This is a genomic window from Streptomyces sp. NPDC006510 (assembly GCF_040611955.1).
GTDB lineage: Bacteria > Actinomycetota > Actinomycetes > Streptomycetales > Streptomycetaceae > Streptomyces.
Genome location: NZ_JBEXPH010000066.1, coordinates 1 through 23,237, shown reverse-complemented (window position 1 = coordinate 23,237; position 23,237 = coordinate 1). Strand labels below are relative to the sequence as shown.

17 protein-coding genes and 1 pseudogene are annotated in these 23,237 nt (G+C 71.6%); 6 read left to right on the top strand and 12 right to left on the bottom strand.

Annotated features, from left to right (window positions below):
- Positions 1-69: 69 nt before the first annotated feature.
- The 4 genes from ABZY11_RS20840 to ABZY11_RS20825 all read left to right on the top strand — a co-directional run bounded on the left by ABZY11_RS20840 (position 70) and on the right by ABZY11_RS20825 (position 3,973).
- Complete coding sequence (locus ABZY11_RS20840; RefSeq protein WP_356480550.1) at positions 70-837, top strand: enoyl-CoA hydratase-related protein; 768 nt, start codon at positions 70-72, stop codon at positions 835-837.
- A gap of 251 nt (positions 838-1,088) precedes the next feature.
- The gene (locus tag ABZY11_RS20835; RefSeq protein WP_356480549.1) at positions 1,089-1,604 is read left to right on the top strand and encodes an ATP-binding protein; all 516 of its coding nucleotides are present in this window, start codon (positions 1,089-1,091) and stop codon (positions 1,602-1,604) included.
- Positions 1,605-1,976: 372 nt separating this feature from the next.
- A complete protein-coding gene (locus tag ABZY11_RS20830) occupies positions 1,977-2,795 on the top strand; it encodes a polysaccharide deacetylase family protein (protein ID WP_356480548.1) in 819 nt (272 codons plus the stop codon).
- Positions 2,795-3,973 (top strand): hypothetical protein, encoded by a 1,179-nt coding sequence (locus ABZY11_RS20825; RefSeq protein WP_356480547.1) that lies wholly within the window; start codon positions 2,795-2,797, stop codon positions 3,971-3,973. The genes ABZY11_RS20830 and ABZY11_RS20825 overlap by 1 nt, the downstream gene beginning before the upstream one ends.
- A gap of 37 nt (positions 3,974-4,010) precedes the next feature.
- Here ABZY11_RS20825 and ABZY11_RS20820 read toward each other — a convergent pair whose 3' ends face one another.
- Positions 4,011-4,649, bottom strand: coding sequence for a GNAT family N-acetyltransferase (locus tag ABZY11_RS20820; RefSeq protein ID WP_356480546.1), 639 nt, complete (start codon positions 4,647-4,649; stop codon positions 4,011-4,013).
- A gap of 153 nt (positions 4,650-4,802) precedes the next feature.
- Between ABZY11_RS20820 and ABZY11_RS20815 the strand changes: the two genes are divergently transcribed.
- Positions 4,803-5,018, top strand: coding sequence for an EF-hand domain-containing protein (locus tag ABZY11_RS20815; protein ID WP_123461777.1), 216 nt, complete (start codon positions 4,803-4,805; stop codon positions 5,016-5,018).
- A 51-nt stretch (positions 5,019-5,069) separates the two neighbouring features.
- On the opposite strand, the gene ABZY11_RS20810 is transcribed toward ABZY11_RS20815, so the two are convergent.
- Both ABZY11_RS20810 and ABZY11_RS20805 read right to left on the bottom strand, forming a co-directional pair.
- Positions 5,070-6,557: a carboxylesterase family protein gene (locus tag ABZY11_RS20810; protein WP_356480545.1), complete on the bottom strand. Its 1,488-nt coding sequence runs from the start codon at positions 6,555-6,557 to the stop codon at positions 5,070-5,072.
- A 118-nt stretch (positions 6,558-6,675) separates the two neighbouring features.
- Positions 6,676-8,169 (bottom strand): long-chain fatty acid--CoA ligase, encoded by a 1,494-nt coding sequence (locus tag ABZY11_RS20805; protein WP_356480544.1) that lies wholly within the window; start codon positions 8,167-8,169, stop codon positions 6,676-6,678.
- A gap of 175 nt (positions 8,170-8,344) precedes the next feature.
- On the opposite strand from ABZY11_RS20805, the gene ABZY11_RS20800 reads away from it, so the two are divergent.
- Positions 8,345-9,667, top strand: coding sequence for a helix-turn-helix domain-containing protein (locus ABZY11_RS20800; protein WP_356480543.1), 1,323 nt, complete (start codon positions 8,345-8,347; stop codon positions 9,665-9,667).
- Positions 9,668-9,803: 136 nt separating this feature from the next.
- Here the strand turns inward: ABZY11_RS20800 and ABZY11_RS20795 are convergent, their stop codons facing one another.
- From ABZY11_RS20795 to ABZY11_RS20755, 9 genes and pseudogenes are all read right to left on the bottom strand, one after another.
- Positions 9,804-10,781 carry a terpene synthase family protein gene (locus ABZY11_RS20795; protein WP_356480564.1) on the bottom strand — a complete coding sequence of 326 codons (978 nt, stop codon included), beginning with the start codon at positions 10,779-10,781 and terminating at the stop codon, positions 9,804-9,806.
- A 524-nt stretch (positions 10,782-11,305) separates the two neighbouring features.
- Entirely contained in the window at positions 11,306-12,724 is a 1,419-nt protein-coding gene (locus tag ABZY11_RS20790) for a DUF6177 family protein (RefSeq protein WP_356480542.1), read from the bottom strand.
- 81 nt (positions 12,725-12,805) lie between these two features.
- Entirely contained in the window at positions 12,806-16,777 is a 3,972-nt protein-coding gene (eccCa, locus tag ABZY11_RS20785) for a type VII secretion protein EccCa (protein ID WP_356480541.1), read from the bottom strand.
- A 48-nt stretch (positions 16,778-16,825) separates the two neighbouring features.
- The gene (locus tag ABZY11_RS20780) at positions 16,826-18,304 is read right to left on the bottom strand and encodes a MinD/ParA family protein (protein ID WP_356480540.1); all 1,479 of its coding nucleotides are present in this window, start codon (positions 18,302-18,304) and stop codon (positions 16,826-16,828) included.
- A 53-nt stretch (positions 18,305-18,357) separates the two neighbouring features.
- Entirely contained in the window at positions 18,358-19,731 is a 1,374-nt protein-coding gene (gene eccD / locus ABZY11_RS20775; RefSeq protein WP_356480539.1) for a type VII secretion integral membrane protein EccD, read from the bottom strand.
- 103 nt (positions 19,732-19,834) lie between these two features.
- Positions 19,835-20,149, bottom strand: a complete 315-nt coding sequence (locus tag ABZY11_RS20770) for a hypothetical protein (RefSeq protein WP_356480538.1) — start codon at positions 20,147-20,149, stop codon at positions 19,835-19,837.
- 256 nt (positions 20,150-20,405) lie between these two features.
- A pseudogene (locus ABZY11_RS20765) lies at positions 20,406-20,759 on the bottom strand (DUF6508 domain-containing protein); the annotation flags it as partial.
- Between the two features lie 475 nt (positions 20,760-21,234).
- Complete coding sequence (locus tag ABZY11_RS20760) at positions 21,235-21,633, bottom strand: hypothetical protein (protein WP_356480537.1); 399 nt, start codon at positions 21,631-21,633, stop codon at positions 21,235-21,237.
- Between the two features lie 14 nt (positions 21,634-21,647).
- Positions 21,648-23,237: ADP-ribosyltransferase (locus tag ABZY11_RS20755; protein WP_356480536.1), on the bottom strand; the 1,590-nt coding region annotated here is incomplete at its 5' end.

Here is a 23,237-nt window from a genome sequence, read left to right as displayed (position 1 = left end):
GGAGCGGGCCCGGCGCTGTGACCAACAGCACCGGGCCCGTCGCCGTTAACCGCAGTTAACCTGCCTCCTATGACCGCAAATCTCGAAGTACGCGACGGCGTCGGCACGATCCTGCTGGACCGCCCGCCCATGAACGCCCTGGACGTCGCCACCCAGGACCGGCTGCGTGAACTCGCCGAGGAGGCGACCCGGCGCGACGACGTGCGCGCCGTGGTCCTCTACGGCGGCGAGAAGGTGTTCGCGGCGGGCGCGGACATCAAGGAGATGCAGGCGATGGACCATACGGCGATGGTCGTACGGTCCAAGGCACTGCAGGACTCGTTCACCGCGGTGGCCCGGATCCCCAAGCCCGTCGTCGCCGCCGTCACCGGCTACGCGCTGGGCGGCGGCTGCGAGCTGGCGCTCTGCGCCGACTTCCGCATCGCCGCCGACAACGCCAAGCTGGGCCAGCCCGAGATCCTGCTCGGGCTGATCCCGGGCGCGGGCGGCACCCAGCGCCTGGCCCGGCTGATCGGCCCTTCCAGGGCCAAGGACCTGATCTTCACCGGTCGTCATGTACGCGCCGAAGAGGCCCTGTCGATCGGCCTGGTGGACCGTGTGGTGCCCGCCGCCGAGGTGTACGAGCAGGCGCACGCCTGGGCCGCCGCGCTGGCGAAGGGACCGGCTCTGGCGCTGCGCGCCGCCAAGGAATCCGTCGACGCCGGTCTGGAGACGGACATCGACACCGGGCTCACGATCGAGCGGAACTGGTTCGCCGGACTGTTCGCCACCGAGGACCGGGAGCGCGGAATGCGCAGCTTTGTGGAAGAGGGTCCGGGCAAGGCCAAGTTCCTCTGAACGAACGACAGTTGGGTACGGGGTGACGCGGGTTCATCCGTGCGGGCGGATTGGCTGGACCTTGAGAGAACCATGAGGTCCAGCTCCCCAACAGGCCCGCAAACCTCGCTCGGAGAGGGTATCCGCGCAGGTCAGAGGGGCTGTGGCGGGCCGCGTTCTGTCAGCGGCATATGCCTACCGATCTCTGCGGAATGGTGCGTTCCGGGGTGCGGATTCCTTCGGAACGCCCCCGGGGTGCCCGTCGTGCGGCCATGATGGTGCCCATGGCGGGCCTGGAGGGTATGGAGCAGCCGCGACCGCACAGCGGTGCGACAGCGGGGCGGTGGATGTCGGCCGTTGAGGATGAACAGGCGTTCAAGGCGCTGGAGTTGTTCGGAAACCCGACGGAGGGCGAAGTCCGGCTGCCCTCGCGTCCGGAGTCCGCGGCCACCGCCCGGCGGCTCACCTTGTGCGTGGTGCTGCGCCAGTGGGCGCTCTCCCCGCAGACGGCCGAATACGCCGTGCTGCTCGTCTCGGAACTCGTCGGCAACGCGGTGCGGCACACCGGCGCCCGGGTCTTCGGGCTGCGGATGCTGCGCCGTCGCGGCTGGATCAGGATCGAGGTGCGCGACCCCTCGCGCGGGCTGCCCTGTCTGATGCCCGTCCAGCCGATGGATATCAGCGGGCGGGGCCTCTTCCTCGTCGACAAGCTTTCCGACCGCTGGGGTGTGGACCTGCTGCCGCGCGGCAAGACCACCTGGTTCGAGATGCGGATCTCCGACCGCTGACCGCGACGGGCCTGCGCCCGGACGGACGGTGACCCGGACGCACAGCAGCCCCCGGTTCACCGTGGTGCGGCGCTTCGGGGGCTGCTGTGTGGGGGCCGTGAAATGGGGGGTGTGTTCACGGCCGCTTGTGACGACCTGGCTCGGGTCATGCGGTCGTGTCACCGACTATGGCAGACGGGCGACCTCCTCACCAAAGGAACAATCTGCACCTTCGCCTCCATAGTGGGACATTTCCCGAGTGAATCGCAGGTGTGATGGGTCACTTGCCTGCAAAAGTGTGAATATTTATGGGATTCAGTGAGCGTTTCATTCGCTTAGCCCATATGCCCAAATTGTTATTATCTTCTCAATTCGCCCCTACTGTGTCTGAGTATGAACGCCTCCGACACTCCGGTGCACCGCCGCGGCGCCCTGCGCGCGGGAGCAGGGGCCGCCCTCGCCGGTGTCCTCACCGCCGGATGCGCGGACCGCGACACCGCCCGCACACCGGCGGGCACCGGCACGGACGCGGTGAGCCCGAAGAACCCCGTCGACGCGACCATCCGGTCCCCGTCCCCGCACCTCGCGCCCGGACCGCACCGTTTCCCCGGACAGCCGGTCCAGATCGACCACGGCCCCCGCGACCGCGCCCGCGTCGCCCTCACCTTCCACGGCCAGGGTGACCCCGCCATCGCCCGGACCGTGCTCGCCGAGGCCGAACGGGCGCACGTCCGGATCACCGTCCTCGCCGTGGGCAGCTGGCTCGACGAACACCCCGGCATGGCCCGGCGCATCCTCGACGGCGGCCACGAACTCGGCAACCACACCCAGCACCACGCCGACATCTCCTCGATGGGCGAGGACGAGGCGTACGCGGAGATCAACGGCTGCGCCCGGCGGCTGCGCCGGCTCACCGGCTCCATCGGCACCTGGTTCCGCCCCTCGCGCACCCGGTACGCCACCCCGCTCGTCCAGCGGCTGGCCGCCAGGGCGGGCTACCCGCACGTCCTCTCGTACGACGTGGACTCCCTCGACTTCACCTCTCCCGGCGCCGCGGCCGTCACCCGCAAGGTGGCCGGGGAGATCCGCAACGGATCGGTGGTGAGCCTGCACTTCGGCTACGCGGACACGGTCGCCGCGCTGCCTGTCCTCCTCACCGAAATCGACCGCCGCCGACTGCGCGCGGTGACGACCACGGAGCTGCTGACCTGATGTCTCCCTCCACCAAGCACACCGCCGCCCTGCTCGGGGGCGTCCTGCTGGCCGTACTCACCGGCTGCGGCACCTCCGCCGAGAAGACGAACGTCCAGGCCGTCGGCAGCGAGGCCGCCCGGCCCGCCGAGTCCGACCGCGTCGCACCGCCGGGGCTCCCCGGGATGCCCCCGGTGCTCGACACCAAGGACGTCTACGCGGCCGACCGGGGAAAGCTCTCGCCGGCGGTCAAGGACTTCCCGTCCCGGGTGTACGTCCCCAACACCAACTCCGACACCGTGACCGTGATCGACCCCGCGACGTACAAGGTCATCAAGACCATCAAGGTCGGCCGCCAGCCGCAGCACGTCGTCCCGTCCTGGGACCTGAAGACCCTCTGGGTCAACAACGACATCGGCGACAGCCTCACGGCCATCGACCCGGCCACCGGGAAGACCGGCCCGACGGTGCCGGTCTCCGACCCGTACAACCTCTACTTCACCCCGGACGGCAAGTACGCCGTGGTGATGGCCTCGATGGACCGTCAGCTGGTCTTCCGTGACGCCCACACCATGAAGACGGCCAGGGCCGTCCCGGTCGACTGCGCTGGCGTCAATCACGCCGACTTCTCCACCGACGGCCGGTACTTCATCGTCTCCTGCGAGTTCTCCGGCGAGCTCCTCAAGGTCGACACGGCGAAGATGAAGGTCATCGGTCGGCAGAAGCTGCCGTTCAAGGGCGCGATGCCACAGGACGTGAAGCTGTCGCCGGACGGCGGGACCTTCTACATCGCGGACATGATCGCCGACGGGGTCTGGGTGCTGGACGGGAAGAAGTTCACCACCCCGAAGCTGCTGCGCACCGGCAAGGGCGCCCACGGTCTCTACGTCAGCCGCGACTCCAAGGAGATGTACATCTCCAACCGCGGCGAGGGCTCCGTCTCCGTCTTCGACTTCGGGCAGCGCAAGCTGGCGAAGAAATGGCACCTGCCCGGTGGCGGCAGCCCCGACATGGGCGGGGTCTCGGCGGACGGCAAGGTCCTCTGGCTGAGCGGGCGTTACCACTCCGAGGTGTACGCGATCGACACCGCCACCGGCAAACAGCTCGCCCGCATCCCGGTGGGCAGCGGCCCGCACGGACTCGCCGTCTACCCGCAGCCGGGCCGCTACTCGCTCGGCCACACCGGCGTCTTCCGCTGACCGCCGGACACCGGCGCGCCCCGGCCCCGCCGGCCGCTCACCCGGCGATCAGCAGGGCCTCCGAACCCACCGGCCGGTAGCCCGCCGCCTGGAACGTCCGCACACTGCGGGCGTTCCCCGGCGACTGCTGGGCCCACACCACCGCGTCCGGCACCAGCTGCCGGGCCGCCCGCGCGAGCCGCTCGCCGAGCCGCCGGCCGCGTGCCTCCCCGGCCACCTCGATCGCGGTCTCCCAGCGCCCCGCGACGCCCCGGCCGAGGATCACCACACCGCCCTCGGCGGCCCAGACCCGCACCTCGTCGCGGTACTTCATCGCCCGCGCCACCCTCGGGTGCTCCGGGTCCTCGATCTCCCGCAGCGCGATCTCCGGTTCACCGGGCAGCGCGTCCGCGACCGTCAGCAGATCGATGGTGTTCATGTGCCGGCCGGTCCGGGCCATCAGCGCGCTCAGGAAGTGCGGGTTCATCGTCGCGGCGAGCGCGTCGCCGGGAGTGCCCGCCAGCACGGACCGCACCCAGCCGGGGTCCTCGTCGGTGAAGACCACCGAGTGCGCGGTGAACGCCAGCACTCCCGCGTCCCGGGTGCCGGGCTGCCCCACCACGGTCGTCGACCCGTCCGGCGGGGGAAACCGCCCGTGCGCCGCGGCCGTCAGAATCCGTGCCAGCGCGTCATCCACGAGCGTTCCGCTTCCCTGTCCGGTCCATGGTCCGCCGGGCGGCGGGCCTGCCACCCATGATCGACGACCGGCCGCCGCGAACGCCATCGGTCGCGACCGTTAATCTGACCCCGTCAGTCAGGCATTGATCAGGTATTACGAAGGGGCGGAACCGTGGCGGACATAGAGTCGGCGCGCAAGGCATTCGAGCGGTTCGATCTGAACGGCGACGGGCTGATCTCGGCCGCCGAGTACAAGAGCGTGATGGCTCAGCTCGGCGACCCCTACGTCACCGAGCCGGTGGCCCAGGCCGTCATCAACTCGCACGACGCCAACGGCGACGGGCTGCTCACGTTCGACGAGTTCTGGGCGGCGCAGAACAAGGGCTGATCCCCGGAGGACCCCCGGCCCTCGGGCCGGGGGCCGCCGTCGGGGCCGCCGTCAGGCGTTCTCGCGGTACGGCGCCCAGCCGCGCAGCTCCTCGTCGCGCGGGGCCCGCACCACGGCGGGCTTTCCGGGGCCGAAGCCCATCACCGGGCGCGAGGCGTCCCAGGCCGGCCAGCCGGGGTCGCCGGACGCGGCGAACGCCACCCACGCCGCGTGCATCGCGTCGGCCAGCTCCTGCGGGGCGTCCTCACCGGCCAGCGCCACCGCGTCGGGCCGGTCCAGCGTGTCGAAGACGAAGCCGATCTCCAGCGCGTGACAGGCGCCCAGCCGCAGAACCGGGGACGGCCAGCCGAACTCGTAGACATGGGTGCTTCCCGGGGCGTCTGCGTGGGCGTCGGCCACCCGGTTCAGCGGGACCCGCAGCAGCAGATCGGTGGCGAGCGCGCCGAGCAGCTCACCCGGCGTGGCACCCGGCCGGTTCGCGCGGTACGTACGCGCCGTGGCGCCCGGCACCTTGAACTTCAGCAGGGCCAGCCTGAGCTTGAACCCGGACAGCCGCTCCGTCAGACCGCTGGGTACGAACCACAGCCGGTACTCCTCGCTGGTCGAGCCCATCAGCAGATCGACCTCGGACGCGGCGCCGTCCAGCAGCGCTTCGAGCGGATCGCGGGGCAGCAGATCGCCGTCCACCACGATCTGGAAGGAGTTCCCGCCGGTCAGCGGGGAGCCGCCGGACGTCACCTCGGTCTGCGCGGCCAGCAGCGCCGCCGGATCCACCGCGGCCAGCGCCCCGGCCGTCGCCGCGACCCCGAGCCGCTTGGCGATCAGCTCCGTGGTGCGGCGGGCGGCCGCGCCCGGCGGCAGCGCGGTCGGCGCACCGCTCTGCAGCACCGCCCGCCGGAACAGCCCCCTTGCCCGCGGGGCGGCCAGCAGGGCGCCGATACTGATCGCTCCCGCCGACTCGCCGAACACCGTGACCAGGTCCGGATCGCCGCCGAACGCCGCGATGTTGTCCCGCACCCAGGTCAGCGCCGCGATCTGGTCGAGCAGCCCCAGGTTGGCGGGCGCGTCCGGGAACACCCCGAACCCCTCGATGCCGAGCCGGTAGTTGACCGAGACCAGGACCACACCGTCACGGGCGAACGCGGTCCCGTCGTACAGCGGCACCGCCGACGAGCCGTGCAGCAGCGAACCGCCATGGATCCAGACGAGCACCGGCAGCCCGGTGCGGGCCGGGGACGGCGTCCACACATTGAGGTTCAGGCAGCCGTCGCCCGCCACATCGGGGTCGGGCAGCAGCCGGTCCAGCGGCGGGGAGTACGGCCGCTTGGGCGCGGTCGGCCCGAACGCCACCGCGTCCCGCACCCCCTCCCACGGCTCGGGCGGCTCGGGCGCCCGGAAGCGCCGGGGGCCGACCGGCGCGGCGGCGTACGGGATGCCGCGGAAGACGGCGACACCCTGCTCCGATGTGCCGCGCACCGCCCCGTGGACCGTGCTGACCCGAAGGGACGTCCCGGATATCGGAGGGGGTACGGCAGACATGAGGTCCAGCCCTTCTGCGGCGCGGTCGCGGACGGTGTCGATGGCTCGATACGTACCCGGTCCGGGGCCGCGTCGACCCGGACCGGGCTGCTGGAGTGATGCGCGGGCGCCGGTGGGGTCAGGAGGAGGCCGCCGTCAGGGCCCGCTTGAGGACCTTGCCGGTCGGTCCCAGCGGCAGCGTCCCGGTGAACCGCACGATCCGCGGATACTTGTGCCGCCCGAGCCGCTCCCTGGACCAGGCGATCAGCTCCTCCTCCGTCACCGCCTCCGCTCCGGCACGCAGCACCACGACCGCGCAGACCTCCTCACCGCGCGCCTCGTCCGGCACCCCGATCACCGCGACCTCGGAGACCGCCGGGTGACGGACCAGCACCTCCTCGACCTCACGCGGATAGATGTTGAAGCCACCCCGGATGACCAGGTCCTTCTTCCGGTCGACGATGCTCAGGAAGCCGTCCTCGTCCCGGACCCCGAGATCCCCGGTGCGGAACCAGCCGTCTACCACCGCCGCGGCCGTCGCCGCCGGATCGTCGAGATACCCGGCGAACACGTTGTGGCCGCGCACCACGACCTCGCCGACCTCGCCGTCCGGGAGCAGCACCACGGCGTCCTCCACCGCCGCGTCCGCCACGCCGGTCTCCACGCCCCACACCGGGTGGCCGACCGTGCCGGGGCGCCGGCCGAGCTCCGGCTGGTTGAAGGTGGCGACCGGGGAGGTCTCGGTCAGCCCGTAGCCCTCCAGGACCTGCGTCGCGAAGGTGTCCTCGAAGCGTTCGAGCACGGCGACGGGGAGGGCCGCGCCGCCCGAGACGGCCGCGCGCAGGGTGAGGCGGTGCGTCGTGTCGTCCTGCGCCGCCGCCTCGACCAGGGCGTGGTACATCGTCGGTACGCCCATGAAGACGCTCACCCCTTCGGCGGCCAGCAGCTCCAGCGCGCTTGCGCCGCTGAAGCGCGGCATGAGGACGAGCGTCGCCCCGGCCCGGAGCGTCGCGTTCATCGCACAGGTCTGCCCATAGCTGTGGAACAGCGGAAGACAGCCGAGGATCACGTCGTCGACATTCAGCCCCAGCAGGTCGTGGGCGACCACGGAGGCGTTCATCACGATGTTGAGGTGGGTGAGCAGCGCCCCCTTGGGCCGCCCGGTCGTGCCGCTGGTGTACAGGATCACCGCGGTGTCCTCCGGGGCCGCCGGCTCCGGGGCGGGCAGCGGCTCGCCGCCCGTCGGCACGCCGCGCACGGCCCGGACCCCCGCGGCCCGCGCCCCCTCCTCGGCGACCGGCCACAGCGGACCGTCACTGATCAGCGCGACGGAACCGCTGTGCCGCAGCACGAACGCCACCTCGTCGGCCACCAGCAGCCCGTGCACCGGCACCACCGTCGCCCCGGCGGCGAGCGCGCCGTAGTACGCGTACAGGAAGTCCGCCGAATTGGGCAGCAGCACCGCGACCCGGTCGCCCGGCCGGACCCCGGACGCCCGCAGCGCGCCCGCACAGCGCAGCGCCCCCGCCCACAGCTCGCGGTAGCTGATCCGGGTGCCCGGATCGACCACGGCCACCCGGTCGGGATACCTGCGGGCCGACTCACCCAGGACGGTTGCGACGCTGAGAAACATGACACGCTCCAGGAAACATGGCGTTCACACGGCTGCTCCTGCTCAGAATCGGCCGTGGCCCCGCCCCGGCACAATGTGCAGTTGCCCACCATGCGTACGCCCCACCTGGGCAGCGGCCACTCGGAGCGGTACCCGACAAGGCATCCGCCTAACGCGTGGGCGTTAGCCTTCGGTCATGGCGCAGAACCCGGGGGCCCGGGGCCCCAGCCCCGACCGCGACGGTGACGACGACGGCGAGCTGCGGCGCGCCCTGGCCGTCGCCCTTGTGCCGGGGATCGACGAACTGACCCGGCGGGTCGTCGACGACATCCACGCGCACAGCGGTACCTACGCCTCCGGCTCGCCCGTCAGCCGGGACGATCTGTGGGGGATCTGCCGCGACAACCTGCTGCGTGCGCTGGAGGACTTCGGCGGGCTGCCGCCCAACGGGGGCGGCTTCGAGCATGCGGCGAGCGAGACGGGGCGACGGCGCGCGGAACAGGGCGTACCACTGGACACCGTGCTGCAGGCGTACCGGCGCGGTGGCCGGGTGATGTGGCAGATGATGGCCGAGCATCTGCGGGCGACGCGCGGGACACCGGACGCCGTGGGGCCGGTCGCGGCTGACCGGGACACCGAGCTCGACATGGCGGGTGCCGTATGGGAGACCATCGACCGCTACTCGCTGGTGATGGCGGAGTCGTACCGGCTGACCCAGCTGGAGATGCAGGGCAGGCAGGACACCCGCCGCGTCGCCCTCTTCGAGGCCCTGCTCGACGGGCGCGGCGACGATCCGGCGGTCACGGCGGCGGCCTCCGCCGCGCTGGGCGTGCCGGTCCACGACCGGTACGTCATCGTCGTCGCCGCCCAGGACCCGGCCGCGCCGCCCAACCCGGCACCCGTCCTCGACGACCACGGCATCTGGTCCTTCTGGCGGCCCCGGTCGGGCCGGTACGCGGGAATCGTGCGGCTGGCCGCGGGGGAGTCCGGTGTCCTGCTCGACCTGCTGCGCCACCGCACCGGTGCCACCGCGGGCGTGTCACCGGAGTTCGACCGGCTGGCCCAGGCGGGCCGGGCCCTGCGGCTGGCCGAGCAGGCGCTGCGCACACTGCCCGCCGGAAGCGGTGAGGCGGCGGCCTTCGACGACCGGCTCGCGGAGGTGCTCCTCGTCGGCCGGCCGGAGATCGCCGAGCGCATCGTCACCACGCAGCTGGGCGCCGTACTGGACACGGCGGCGGAACGCGACGTGCTGCTCGGCACCCTCCGGGTCTGGCTCGACCAGGGCTGCTCGGCGGCGCGTGCGGCCGAGCAGCTCTACTGCCACCGCAACACGGTCCTCAACCGGATCGGCCGGATCGCCGAACTCACCGGCCGTTCCGCGGAGTCGGGCGAGGCGCGACTGGGGTGGGCGCTGGCTCTGCGGGCACTGCCGCTGACGGCCGCCGACGACGAACAGGCGCCGAGGGACGGCGACTTCGGCCGGAAGCCGTCCGGCCGGTCGGGACCGGCCGGACCCTGAGGGCTGCCCCCGGGAAGCACAACGCGCCCCGGGAGGGGCCGCGCACCGCGCGGGACCGGAGGCCGTTGCCGGGCCTCCGGTCGTCGGCACCCGCGCCGTGCTGACGGCTAGGGGCTGTCCGGCGGATCAGGGTCGGTCAGGCCGCGAAGTGCTCCGACAGGGACTCCCGTTCGTCGACCTCGACGAGATCGGGACGGGTGTAGCGCTCCGCGCGGGCGTGGTAGTCGAAGTCGCCCCGGACCAGCCCGCGGTAGTCCCGCACGCACCGCTCCAGCGCGGTCCGGGTGGGGCCCTGGATACCGGCCGCTTCTATTTCCTCGATCAGTTCCTTCTCGGCGCGCTGCACCCGCTCCGCGACCTTCGCGAGCTGCGCCCCGGCCTCGTCGACGGCCTCCTGGAGCGTGCAGCCGCGATCACGCTGGATGAGGTGCACCGCATTGTGCTCGTATCCGAGCAGTGCCTCCTTCTCGAAGGAGCAGATGTCGTTGCAGAGCCCCGAATGATCGGTCACCGCATTGCGCAGCGCGATGTACGCGGGAAGACTCCGGGCCGATTCCGGAAGGTCGATTCCGGCGGTGATCTCATGGAGATCCAGAAAGGGCTGCATGGCCACCGAGTCCCGGCGGTGCTTCACGAATTCGGACCGGGTCGGCGCCTGTCCGGCGGCCCGCTCCACGGCCTCGGCGTAGTACGTCCACAGCCAGGCGACCGTGTCCCGCCGGAACTGCCGGATCCAGCGCGCCGAGCGGTCCCGGTACGTCCGGGTCCGCAGCCCCACGAGCGCGCGCTCCATGGCGCCGCGCGGCGGGCCGCCGTCGAGAACGGTGACCAGCCGGTCGATCGCCGCCTCGCACATGCGCGGATCGCGTCCGGCGGGCCCGTCGTCGAATTCGTCGTCGACGAGGAAGGCCCAGAAGAGCCACTGGCAGAAGAGATCGAGATGTTGCTGCGAGGCAGTGGGGAATATGAGGGATATCCAGAGTTCGGGCCTGGTCCGGATCATCTTCTTCCGGGCCACCGGGGAGAGCGAGAGGTCGTTGGATTCGGCCCATTCCCATGCGGCCTCCCTGGTCTCCTCAAGGCCGGGATTGCATCCGGTGCTCTGGAACGGCATATGAAACGCTGGCAGCGTGATCTGGCTCATTGGTGCCCCTCGTCGAAACGATTCGGATGAACGATACGAACGGGTATCCGGTCGGACTCACGTGTCGGCGCCGAGTACGCATCGGGGCGGGCCGCCCGCACCCACCGACCCTGGCCAGAGGTTCACGGTGCGAGACGAGGAAGTCATCCCTGCTCACTCTCCTCCGCCGGGGGTCGGGGCATCGGGGCCGGGCCTGCGGGCCCGCGGTGGCAATCGCCCTTGGCTCAGGACGGTGGCATCACCATGCGTGACCCCCAGTCAACCCCCTGTTGACGAAAGAGGGAAGCCGTTTGTGGCTGAAACTGCTTGATCGTCAGGAACGAATGAACATCTCTGAGCATTTGGCGACCTCTTGTGGTGATCGTCTGTCGACGGCCCAGGCGCCCACGCCGTCGATTTCACGCCGTCCGGCCCCGGGCATGCCGATGGCCCCCGGGCCGGAAATCCGGCGCCGGGGGCCATCGGCAAGCCTGAGGGCTGTCCCGTAATCCTGCTCAGGCGCCCTTCAGATGCCGCATCAGCCGCTCGAAGTCCTGCCAGCCCGACAGGTCCGACGGATCACCCGGCAGCGGGTAGTACAGCGCCGGACGTGTCCTCGGGCCGAGCTGGACCGGCGGCTCGGCGAGCGGGGTGCGCCGCGCACGGTCGCCGGGCATCTCGCGCACCTCCTCCGCGCCGAGCACGAAGGCCAGCGGGACCCCGGGCCCCTCGAAGCGCGGCGGAACGGCCAAGTCGCGTCGGGCCTTGCGGAGTTGGACCAGCATCGACTGGAGGTGGTGGCGAGTGGCCAGCACCTCCGCCACCCGGGGCAGGGCGTCCACCGGGGGTTCCTCGCCGGGGCCGTAACCGAACGCCAGCGTGACGTCCTCCTCCACCCCCGCCTTCGTACGGCTGATGCGGACCGTGGCCAGGCCCGGCCGGTCCGGGCTGCCGACCACCACGAGCCAGGTCGGCTCGGGCGCCCGGTCGAAGGCGACATCGGTCAGCCGGCGCAGCGACCACGGCAGGTTGGCGGGCTCGGCGGTGCCCCACCCCGCCGGGGCCTGCCCCGTCAGTTCCTGCCACACCGACTCCAGGGCCCCGCCCAGCACCAGCCGGTCGTCCGCCGGGTGGACCGTGCGGAACGAGATCGCCAGCTGACGCTCACCCGTGTTCGCGACCTCCTGGTAGGCGGCGGCCACCGGCGTGCGCGGGTCCTCGGGGGTGGCATCGGCCGACTCGACCGTCGCGAACATGCCGTTCTGCCAGCGCAGTACGGCACCGGACAGACCGTCGTAGTAGCCGTCCTTCTCGTCCTGCACCACCCAGCGCGACGGCCAGCCGCTGAGGCTGTTGCGTACGGCGGGGGAGAGCGTGGCCCCCGGAGAGGTGACGATCTGGAGCCCCAGCTCGGCATTGGCCGCGGCCCGGAACGCGTCCGAGAGCCAGGCCGTCATGGCGATCACCGGACGGTCCTGGATGATGACGGCCGCCTTGTCGGTGAGCGCGTCCACGGCGGGCTGCGCGGCGGCGGGCGTGGGCGCGACGCTCACCCCGTCGGTCTTCACCACCGCGAGGGAACGCGCGGCCTCCGGCGGCCAGGCGGAGCCCCCGGCCAGCGTGGCGATCCGGGCCGCGAAGGTGCCCGCGAGCAGCTCGGCCTCCTCGACACCGGTGGTGGCGCGGGCCTCCGTCCACCAGAACGGCACCGGGGGCGCGGTGGCCCCGAGCAGCCGCTCGGCCTCGCCCGCGACCTGCACCAGCAGCGGCGCCTCGATGGAGACGAGCGGCCGGCCCTGATCGTCGCAGAGCTGCACGACGGCATCCTCGCCCGTCGTCCCCACCAGCTTGTCCGGGCCGCCCGCGAGCAGACCCGCGAGCACGGTCAACGGGTCGGGCATGCGTGCGGTGAGGGCGATGACGTCCTTGGTCATGTGGTCGGCCGTTCCTTCTTCGTCCGGGTGCGGATGTGCGGTGGGGCGCGGCCCGCGGAAACGGGACCGCACCCCGGTACGTCACTCCGCGGTGTACACGGTCTGGATCAGCCGGTTGGGCTGGCCCCTGCGGATGAACACACCGCGCCCCGGCGGCTGCTGGGTCGCGTACACACCGGGGAACAGCTGGCCCTCGCTGCGGTCGCCCGCCATCAGGAGCGCCGAGGCCCCCGACTCGCGCAGCCCCAGCACCAGCGGGTCGTACATGCCGCGTGAGGCGCCCGCGACCCGGCGCGTCAGCACGAAGTGGAGCCCGATGTCGACGGCGGACGGGATGTACGGCAGGAACGGGTCGAGCGGCGACTGCCCGGCCGTGGTCAGCACGTCGTAGTCGTCGACGAGGATCACGATCCGCGGGCCACTGCCCCAGCTGCCGGGCTCCAGGTCCTCGGTGTCCGCCCGGTCGTCCGGCAGCCGCTTCTCCAGCTCGGTGGCGATACCGGCGGCCAGCCCCGCGCACATCTTGGGGTTGTACGCGTAGCCGCCGCGGAACTCCTCCGGGATCGCGCCGCGCAGACCGCGCCGCGGGTCCATGACGGCGAAGACCAGCTCCTCCTCGCCGTAGCGCTCGATCAGCCCACCGGCGACCGTCTTCAGCAGGTTCGTCTTGCCGCACTCGCTGTCGCCCAGGATCAGCAGGTGCTGGTCGTGGTGGAACAGATCGAGCAGGGCGGGCGCGAGCGCCGTCTGGTCCAGGCCGATCGGCACCCGCTTGGGCTCGGCGACCGGGCCCGGCAGCAGGTGCGGCTCCAGGACGTGCGGCAGGATCCGCACCGGCTGGGCGACCTCCCCGCTCCAGGTGGCGCGGACCGTGCGGGCCGTGTGCTCCAGGACCGCGCCCAGGTCCGAGACGTCCGCGAGACCGTCCGTGCGCGGCAGCGCGACCTGTGCGAAGAGCTTGCCGTCGGTGAGGATGCGGCCCGGCTCGTCCGGCGACAGGGTCTGCGCCAGCTTGCGGTCGATGCTGGACTCGCTGGGGTCGTTCAGCCGCAGCTCGACCCGGGTGCCGAAGTTCGACTGGGTGGCGATGCGCACATCGTTCCAGCGGAGCATGCCCGCGACGACGTGGATGCCGTAGCCGCCACCGCGCTTGAGGATGTCGACTACGGCGTCGTCCAGCTCGTCGAAGTCATCGCGCAGCGCACCGAAACCGTCGATGATCAGCACGATCTCGGCCGAGGCCAGCTGGGGCAGCCGGCCCGCCGAGTGCAGCGAACGCAGCTGCTCCACGGAGTCGATGTTGTGCTCGCGGAACAGCTCCTCGCGGACCGCGAGCATGCCCCGCACCTCCTCGACGGTGCGCCCCGCGCGCTCCCGGTCCGCACGGCCGGCGACGCCGCCGACGTGCGGCAGCCCCGACACGGCCTGGAGACCGCCGCCGACCAGGTCGAGACCGTAGACGCCGACCTCCTGCGGGGTGTGGGTCAGCGCGATCGCGAGCGCGAGCGTACGCAGCAGCGTCGTCTTGCCGGCCTGCGGACCGCCGATGATCGCGACGTGACCGCCCGCCACCGTGAGGTCCAGGTACCACTGGCCCTGCCACTGCTTGGTCGGGTCGTCGAGCAGACCGAGCGGCACCTGGAGCGGACCGCGCCGCTTGGCCAGCTGCATCCCGCGCGGGCCCACGTCCAGCGGCCCCGCGACCTTGTCCAGGGCGATGGCGCCGGGCAGCGGCGGCAGCCAGATGCGGCGCACCGGACCGGCCGCCTCCCGCAGCTGGTCGACGATGACACCCATCTCGGTCGGCCCGGTCTCCCGGCGCCGCACCTTTGGCTCCTCGCCCGAACTCTCCGGCTCGGCCAGGGTGTTGAACGCCTCGTACTCCAGGGCGAGCGGACCGGCGTCCTCCTCCTGCGTACGCTGCACCGGGCCCCGGTACGCGCCCGAGACATAGCTCGCCTTGAAGCGCTCGTAGTGGCTGGTGTCGACCTTGAGATAGCCGAAACCGGGCAGCGGCGGCAGATGGAAGGCGTCCGTGGTGTCCAGGACCGTACGCGACTCGTCGGCGGAGAAGGTGCGCAGACCGAGCCGGTACGAGAGATAGGTGTCCAGGCCCTTGAGCTTGCCGCCCTCGATGCGCTGGCTGGACAGCAGCAGATGCACACCGATGGAGCGGCCGATCCGGCCGATGGACAGGAACAGGTCGATGAAGTCCGGCTTCGCGGTGAGGAGTTCACCGAACTCGTCGATCACGACGAACAGATGCGGCAGCGGATCCAGATCGGGCCGCCGGTCCGCGCGCAGCGCCGCGTAGTCACCGATGTCGGCGACATTGCCCGCGTCCTTGAGTACCTGCTGGCGGCGCTTGACCTCACCGGCCAGCGAGGCGTGGACGCGCTCGACGAGGCCCGCCTGGTTCTCCAGGTTGGTGATGACCCCGGCCACGTGCGGCAGTTCAGCGAACGGGGCGAAGGTCGCACCACCCTTGTAGTCGACCAGGACCAGGGCCAGGTCCTCCGGCGGATGCGTGGCCACCAGGGCGAGGACCAGGGTGCGCAGCAGCTCCGACTTGCCGGAACCGGTGGCACCGACACACAGCCCGTGCGGGCCCATGCCCAGCTCGGAGGACTCCTTGAGGTCCAGGAGCACCGGCTGGTGGGAGTCGCTGATACCGATCGGCACGCGCAGGAAGGCACGTTCGCCGCGCGGCGCCCACAGGTGCGAGAGGTCGAGCTGCGCCACGTCGTCGATGCCGAGCAGGTCGGCGAAGTCGACCGGACCGGACAGCGGGGCGTCCACGAGCGATTCGGCGGACAGCCGCATCGGCGCCAGCATCCGGGCCAGTCCCTCGGCGAACGGGATGCTGACCTCGTCCACGGTGCCGTGGGCGCTGATCGGCTCCTGCTCGCGCAGGTCCTCGATGACCACCCCGTCGCCGCCGACGGTGATGCGGACACTGACGTGCCCCGGCTCCTGGACCCGGTGCTCCAGCAGGTGCAGCACGCTGACGCCCATCTCGCGCAGGCCGACCGCGTCGTCCGGGCGCGGCAGGTCGACGGCGTCCTCGCCGTGCCCGTCGGTGACGACCAGCAGCCGGGACGTCATGGACAGCGCGTCCTTCCCGGACAGACCACGCCGCACCTCGGCCGCGTACGAGGCACGACGGCGCAGCTCCGGACCGATCTGGCGGGCGAGCTGGGGCGCGGACGGGGCGATCCGGCGGGCCGCGACCGGGCCGTCGAACTGCTCGGTGTCGAGCAGGTGCGGCAACCACTTGGCCCACTCCCAGTCGGCCAGCCGGTCACCGGGCACGGCGAGCGCCATCGCGACGTCGTCGGGGGCGTGCGTGGCGGCGGTCTGGACGAGCAGGGCGCGCGCGATGCGCAGACAGTCCTCGCGGGGGCCGATGACACTGATGTTGCCGACCCGGTCGAGCGGGACGGTGAGCGGGAGTTCGGTGCCGGTACGGAAGCGGTCCATCAGCGCGGACGCCTCGTTGAGCATGAAGGTGTCGGGCGGCGAGAGGACGGACGAGCCCTGCTGGGCGACCGTCAGATCGCGTACCGGCATCTCACCCGTGCCGACGCGTACCCGCAGGAAGTCGCCGTCGAGCCGGCGCCGCTCCCAGACCCGGGCCGGGTCGCGCACTATGTCGTACAGGGCGTGCGGCGGCGGATTGAGCACATCGGCCCGCTCGGCCCGCCGGCGCTCCTCGACGGAGAGTTCCTCGCGCAGGTCCTCCAGATAGGCGAGGTAGGCCTCGCGCTGGGTACGGCGGGTGCGCTGGGCCTTGCCACGCTGAGAGAAGACCAGCGCCACGGAGCCGATGACGGTGACGACGAGGATGATCGCCCCGAGCCCGGCGAACTGACTGTTGCGTACGACCGTCATCATCACGACGGAGGACATCACACCGGCGACGGGCAACAGCGACATCGCGATGTTGCCGGACTTGCCCTCGGGCAGGTTCGGCGGGGCCTCGATGGTGCGCGCCTCGGAGGCGGCCGGTGGCCGGGTGGTCCTGGCCGGTCGGTGGATCAGTCGGGTACTCATCGTCGTCCGTCACTCGGGGTCGGGATCAGTGGTGCTGCCGATCGGTGATCAGTGGTGCTGCTGGGAGAGCCGGAACACGTCGGCGGCGAGCCGGGTGGCGGCCTCCCTGGTCGCGTGCGCCAGGAGTTCGGTACGGATCTCGCCGCCGGCCGCCAGATGCCGGTCGTACGGCAGCACCTGGACACTCGCACCGGTGGCCTTCAGCTTCTCTGCGGCCTCGTCGAGATCGAGTCCGGGGTGCGGCACCAGTTCGCTGAGCACGACGACCGTGCCGGCGATGACCTGCCGGGGCAGCGACTGCATCCACTGGAGGACCGCGTAGGTGCTGGTGACGCCCTCCAGCGTGGCGGGGGCGGCCAGCACCCGGGCCTGGGCGGCGGACAGCGCGACCCGGGCGACCTCGGCGGGCAGCGTCTCGCAGTCGACGACGGTGACGCCGAAGTAGCGGCGCAGCGACACCATGACCCGCTCGTACGCCCGGCTGTCCAGCATCGCGCCGATCTGGCCCTGACTGCCCGGCAGCAGCCAGGCGTTGCCGGGGAGCTGGACGAGATAGCCGGTGATGTCCAGCAGCGACATCTGCGGCTCGATGATGCCCGCCAGGTCACCGGTGGTCCAGCGCAGCGACTCGGCGCCGAGCCGCAACGGCAGCGAGCCGAGCGCCGGGTCGGCCTCGACGAAGAGGACCGGGTCCTGGCGGTAGTGCGCGTACGTGGTGCCGAGCAGCGCGGCGACGGTCGACTTGCCCGCGCCGCCCCGGATGGAGGTCACGGCGATCTGCCGACCGGTCGTCACGGGCTGCTGGAGCATCTCGGCGGTGGCGGTGGTACGGGCGACCTCGCGCGCGGCCGACGAGGACACGCTCACCCGCAGGGCGCGCGCGGCCCGCGCGGCGAACGGCTCGCCGCGCCGCGCCTTGCGCCCGACGGCGGCCAGCCCCCGGTCCACCACGGGCCGGGAGTCGGGGGTGTGGTGGGGCCGGGTGCTCGGGGTGTACGCGGCCTGCGCCCGGGGCCGGTCCTGCTGCGGCTGCTGCCCGACGGGGTGCGCGGCCACGGCCTGCTGCCCCTGGTAGTCGGGGTGCTGCTGGGGCTGCTGCGGCTCTTGGTAGCCCTGGTGCTGCTGGGTCTGCTGCGGCTGTTGGTCGGGCTGCTGTTCCTGGTAGCCGACGTACTGCTGCTGGTGGGGCTGCTGCGGTTGCTGGTAGCCCTGGGGCTGCTGCGGTTCCTGATAGCCCTGGTACTGCTGGTGCTGCGGCTGTTCTTGTCGGTAACCGGGGTACTGCTGCTGGGACGGCTGGGGCTCCTGGTAGCCGGGGTGCTGCTGGGGCGTCCCGTAGGCGTGGGCGTTCTGCGCGGGAAGGCCGGGGCCCTGCGCGGCGGCACCGTACGGCTGACCGCCCTGACCGCCCTGACCCTGCGCGGGAGCGCCGTACCCCTGACCGTCAGGGTCTTGCGCGCCCTCCTGGGCGGCGTTGCCCCTCATGGCGCGCAGCACATCGCCCTGCCAGTTGTCTTCGTTCGGCATGTCTGCCCTTCTTTTTCGCCCTGCTGCCCCGCCCGGAGCACCTGCGCGTCGACTCAGAACTTGTTGAGCAGCTGTCCGTACACGCCGAACACACCGACGGCGAGCGGGAAGAGCCCCACCACGCCGATGGATTCGACCAGATCGGCCATGCGCCGCAGCCGGACCTGCACGTGCTCGGGCGGCTGCACCGCCAGGACGAGCAGCGGCAGCACCGCGGCCACGCACAGCAGGGCGAGCGGTCCGGCACCCCCGGCGTGCTGCATCCACAACATGACGAGACGCACGACCAGGATCGCGGCGGCGGCGAAGAGCGCCACGACCTCGGCGACCAGCGGGAAGGCCCGCGCCCGGGAGAGCAGCACGAGAGCCACCAGCGAGGGCAGCGCCACGGTCCACACGGACGGCTTGTCGGCCAGGGTGAGCAGCCAGCCGCCGGCCGCCGCGGAGACCGCGGTGACCACCGTCGCCAGGGCGAGGCCGCGGTGGGTGGCCGCCAGTGCGTTGCCGACCTGGTGGCGGCTGACGGAGGCGCCACCGGAGCGGCGGTCGTCGAGTGCGGTGAGCCCGGAGGCCGCCAGCGCCAGCCGGGGAAGCAGACCGAGCAGTACGACGGAGAAGACGGCCATGACGGCGCCGAGCCGGGCCAGGTCGTCCTGGACGGCGGCGACGGCTTCCCACACCACGGTGATCGCGGTGGTGGCGACGGCGCCGATGAGCCCGCCGCGGCCGAGCGGCGAGAAGTAGCCGAGCAGCACCAGTGTCAGGACCAGCGCGGCGGCGACGGCGGCGAGCCGCGAGGTCCCCGACCAGTCGTAGGCGTCCGCGGCGGTCCAGGCGGTGAGGATGCCGAGGCTGCCGGAGGCGAGCAGGAGCGCGGTCGCCAGACCCCGGTTGCCCTGCCCGATCTTCGCGATGAGCGCACCGGCCGCCAGCAGGACGAGCGTGGCGGCCGCGAGGGCGGCGGTCAGCGCGTCCAGGGCGAACTCGCGCCGGGCGAGCAGCGCGGCGACCACCGCGAAGGCCACGGACGCCACACCCGCACTCGTCCGGCGCGCGGCGGGACGCCAGCGCCAGGCCTGCAGATCGAGGTCGTCGGCCACCAGGTCGGTGACATCGTGCACGACCGGGGCCGGGGGCGCGGAGTGGGCCCGGACCAGCCGGAGCACCGCACCGTCCGCGATACCCGCCGAGGACAGCGTGCTGTCGTGCGGGAGCGCGGAGCCGTCCGAGGTGATCAACTGCCGTGTCATCGGGCGTGCCGCCGCCCGGTCGTCCAGCAACTGCAGAATGTCCGGCAGCAGCTGCCCGATCGGTGTGTCGGACGGCAGGACGATATCGGCCCGGCGTCGCTCACCGACCAGAGTCACCCGGCTGAGCTGCGCTCGGGAAGTCGTTGCTGTGCTCACCACTTTACGGGAACCTATCATCGCGACGTTTTGAGGAGTCGGGCAGCTTGGCGTGCCCATGCTACTAGCGCCTTCTCAGTCCCCTTTGCGGGGAACTCTTTCTGAATTTGCCGGAGTTAGTGACTTACTGGGGATTCTTCGCCGATTCCCCGGTTTTCTCCGGTTGCGCCGTTTTCGTCGGCTGCTGGTACTGCTGTTCCTGACGCTGCTGCTGCTTCTGCTGCTCGGCCTTCTGCTTCTCCAGCATGTTCTGGACAAAGGACCACCCCACGCATCCCGCACACAGCACGGCGGCGATGGCGATCCCCGCGAACACCTTCCCGAGCCGCTCGTCCGCCGTGCGCCGTGCCCGCTGTGCGCCGAACAGCAGTGCGTCGCGCATCCTGCGCCGGCGTACCGCCACCGACTCCAGAAGCTGGCTGTCGTAATCCCGTGCCATTCGTCTTGTCGTCCGTTGCCTCAGTCGTACGTTGCGTCGGTCATGGTCGCTGCATCATCGGCCCGTCTGCGCGAGGGACGGCGGCCGGGGCCGGGGCACTCCCGCGCACTCCGGGGAGCGGCATATTCCGCATCAGCCGGCAGGCACCGTACGGGAATCCCCTAATTCACTCCTGCAACATAAGGCATGGGCGAGCGGGCAGTACAGCCCACGTTGCGGGCACGAGCGAGTACGGCGAACCGGTATTCCGTATTCGTCAGGGAACGCCGTGCGGGCCGTCGGCTTCGGCCTCGTACCAACCACACAACGACTCGGCCACGGCGTCGAGAAGGCCGTCCCTCGCGGCCTGGGCGATGGTCCCGTCGCAGAAGCGTTCCCCGCGCACCACGGCCGTGGCCGCGCGCACCGCGTCGGCCGGACTCAGCCGTCCGTCGGCGGGCACGGTCGGCGGCGGGTTGTCCTGCCACAGGTACGCGGGCGTCACCGCGCCGACGGCGGGCAGTGCGCGCACCAGGCGTTCGAGCCGCTCGCCGTGGAGCGGGTAGCTCATCAGCCAGGTGCCGTCGGGCTGCTTCCCACCCTCGGACCACCGCACCTCGCGGTCCTCGTCCGTGAGGTGCGGCGAGTGCCTCCCTCGGCTCGCGCCACGCGTCGGCGTTCTCGCGGTCGAGCTGAGCCAGCAGACGCCGGTCGTCGGCCTCGGTGACGACGTGGGCCAGCTCCGTGAGCGCGGCCAGGGACGGGGCCGTGGTCAGGGAGTCCGGGACGACATGACTGACGCACCTCGGGTCCGAGCCGCGGACCAGCTCGGCGAGCGCGGCTGTGGGTACCAGCCCGCGCGCCTTGGCGGTTCTGAGCTCTGCGGACCACTCGATCCCTTTGTCGAACCCGGCCCGGTCACCGGCGGGCCGCAGACACCAACCGGCGGCGTCGTCCTCGTCGTTGGCCCACAGGTAGCCCATCGCCTCGCCGCGTGCGTCGGCGACGGTGAGGTGGTGGACCGGCTTGTCGGTCTCGGCGCGGTAGCGCGGTGCGTCGGGTTCGTAGGTCATGGTCCGCTCTCGTCGTGGGCGTCGGTGCAGGACTCAGCCCCCGCTGACCATTTCCTTGAACCGGGCGAGCGACGGAGCCTCGGCCAGCGAGCCGGGCACGACACCGCTGCCCTTGATGTCACTCGTGTCCCGGACCAGCTCGGCGAGCAGGGCGGTGGGAGCGATGCCCCGGGACTTCGCGTCCCGCAGCTTCCTGAGCCATGCGGCTCCGGCGTTGATCGCGGCGGCCCCCAGTCCCTGCGGCGTCACCCAGCCCGCGGCGTCACCCTCGTCGTTGGCCCATACGTAGCCGATCACCACGCCGTCGCTGTCGGCGACCCGCACGTACTGCACGGGTCCCTGCGCGACACGGTTGTAGCGGGGCGGCCCGGCGACCCGCTTGAGCTGCATGTCTTCCTCGAAGCGCGGATTGGGTCGGTTCTCGCTGGTCATGCACTCTTCCTCTGTCACTTCGGCAGGACTTCGCCGTACACCTGGGCCTGTCCGGCCTCGTCCACGAAGACTCGGGTCACCCGGTACTCCGAGCCGCGCCCGAGAAGGATCTCACGCTCGGTCACGCCGTAATGGCTGACCTTCTCCAGCCACAGCGCGGGCGTCCCCTTCGGGACCCGCAGGTGGAGGATGGCGTCCTTCCCCGCGAAGCTGGGCACCGGGTGGTTGCCGAGCGATGTGGACAGATAGCCCTCGTCACCAAAGGTGCCACCCATCATTTCGAGTGGCGAGTCGAGGTCGAGGTGCCCGATGCCCGTGCCGCGCACCACCATGACGTCCTCCGGCACGGGGCGGGTCGACATCACCCGGTCCATCTCGCTGATGTCGTGCAGCACCTCGGGCCTGGGACCGTAGTAGGGGTCGTTCCTCAGGTAGCCGTTCATGTCCTTGTACGAGGGGAACGAGTCGCCCGTGTAGTCCCGAAGCGCCTGCTGCGCGGACGGGTCCAGATCTTCCACGTAGTCGTTCCAGTAGTCCCGGCCGTACTGGACCGCATCGAAGTCGTCCGCGAACGGAACGGTGCCGTCGGTGAGTTCGGCGGCGGCGACCCGGTGCTTCTCGGCGGTGGAGAGCGCGTCGAAATCGGCTTCCGACACGTGGGGCGTGTACTTGAAGTCGTCCGCCGTTCCACCTGCGCCGGGGCCGTCCGCACCGTGGTGGCCGGCCGTCGTCGCGTCGTCGGCGCCGTGCGTGAGGTCGTCGGCGGAGCCGTGCGGGTCGACGTGGCTGCCGTGGTCACCGGTGTGCGCCGCGTCGTCGGCGTGCGTGGACGCGTCGTCCGCGTGCCCGCCGTGCGCGTTGTCGTGGCCGCCGCCGTGCGAACCGTCGTGCCCGTGTGTGCCCGGTCCGTCATGGCCCGGGGCGTGTGGCGTGTCCGGGGTGTGCGGGTTGCTGCCGGGTGCGTCGTGGCCGGGACCGTGGGGTCCCGTGGGCGGCAGGTCGTGACCCGGGGCCGGGTGGCCCGGGATGTCGTGTCCCGCGCCGGTGGGGAAGTGGTCGGTGGGAACGTGACCGCCGACGCCGCCCGGGACGTGGCCGGGTGCGTGGCTCACCGGGTCGAAGGCTGCCGGAGCGGGGCCGAACGATCCGTTCGGTATGTGGCCGGGTCCGCCCGGTACCTGGCCGCCCGGACCGTGCGGCACGTTGTCGAAGCCGCCACCGGGGGTGTGCGGCGCCATGTCGGGGAAGCCGCTTCCCGCGTGAACTCCCGTCGACACCGGCTGCTGAATCTGCCAGGACGACGGCAGGCCCGAGGTGTGTGGGACCGTGTCGTGCGGGATCGGAGTCGTTTCGACCACGCCGTTCGGCGCGACCAGATTGCCGTTGGGCTCCAGGATGCGACCGTCGGGCAACTGCACCGAACCGTCGGGGAGTTTGGGGATCTCGATGTTGGTGATGCCCTTGAGGCCCTTGGTGATGTCGCCGATCTTCGACAGGCCGGCGCCTGCACCCTTGGCGATGTAGGTCATGGGGTCGATGACCTTGCCGGCCTTGCCGGCGACGGAGAGTACCTTCGCGACGGCTCCGGCCTTGCCGGCTCCCGC

Excerpts from the sequence above, each read along its gene's own strand:
- ABZY11_RS20840 (WP_356480550.1), top strand. The coding sequence starts at position 70 with ATGACCGCAAATCTCGAAGTACGCGACGGCGTCGGCACGATCCTGCTG.
- ABZY11_RS20835 (WP_356480549.1), top strand. The coding sequence starts at position 1,089 with ATGATGGTGCCCATGGCGGGCCTGGAGGGTATGGAGCAGCCGCGACCG.
- ABZY11_RS20830 (WP_356480548.1), top strand. The coding sequence starts at position 1,977 with ATGAACGCCTCCGACACTCCGGTGCACCGCCGCGGCGCCCTGCGCGCG.
- ABZY11_RS20825 (WP_356480547.1), top strand. The coding sequence starts at position 2,795 with ATGTCTCCCTCCACCAAGCACACCGCCGCCCTGCTCGGGGGCGTCCTG.
- ABZY11_RS20810 (WP_356480545.1), bottom strand. The coding sequence starts at position 6,557 with ATGTCTGCCGTACCCCCTCCGATATCCGGGACGTCCCTTCGGGTCAGC.
- ABZY11_RS20805 (WP_356480544.1), bottom strand. The coding sequence starts at position 8,169 with ATGTTTCTCAGCGTCGCAACCGTCCTGGGTGAGTCGGCCCGCAGGTAT.
- ABZY11_RS20800 (WP_356480543.1), top strand. The coding sequence starts at position 8,345 with ATGGCGCAGAACCCGGGGGCCCGGGGCCCCAGCCCCGACCGCGACGGT.
- ABZY11_RS20795 (WP_356480564.1), bottom strand. The coding sequence starts at position 10,781 with ATGCCGTTCCAGAGCACCGGATGCAATCCCGGCCTTGAGGAGACCAGG.
- ABZY11_RS20790 (WP_356480542.1), bottom strand. The coding sequence starts at position 12,724 with ATGACCAAGGACGTCATCGCCCTCACCGCACGCATGCCCGACCCGTTG.
- eccCa (WP_356480541.1), bottom strand. The coding sequence starts at position 16,777 with ATGAGTACCCGACTGATCCACCGACCGGCCAGGACCACCCGGCCACCG.
- ABZY11_RS20780 (WP_356480540.1), bottom strand. The coding sequence starts at position 18,304 with ATGCCGAACGAAGACAACTGGCAGGGCGATGTGCTGCGCGCCATGAGG.
- eccD (WP_356480539.1), bottom strand. The coding sequence starts at position 19,731 with ATGATAGGTTCCCGTAAAGTGGTGAGCACAGCAACGACTTCCCGAGCG.
- ABZY11_RS20770 (WP_356480538.1), bottom strand. The coding sequence starts at position 20,149 with ATGGCACGGGATTACGACAGCCAGCTTCTGGAGTCGGTGGCGGTACGC.
- ABZY11_RS20760 (WP_356480537.1), bottom strand. The coding sequence starts at position 21,633 with ATGACCAGCGAGAACCGACCCAATCCGCGCTTCGAGGAAGACATGCAG.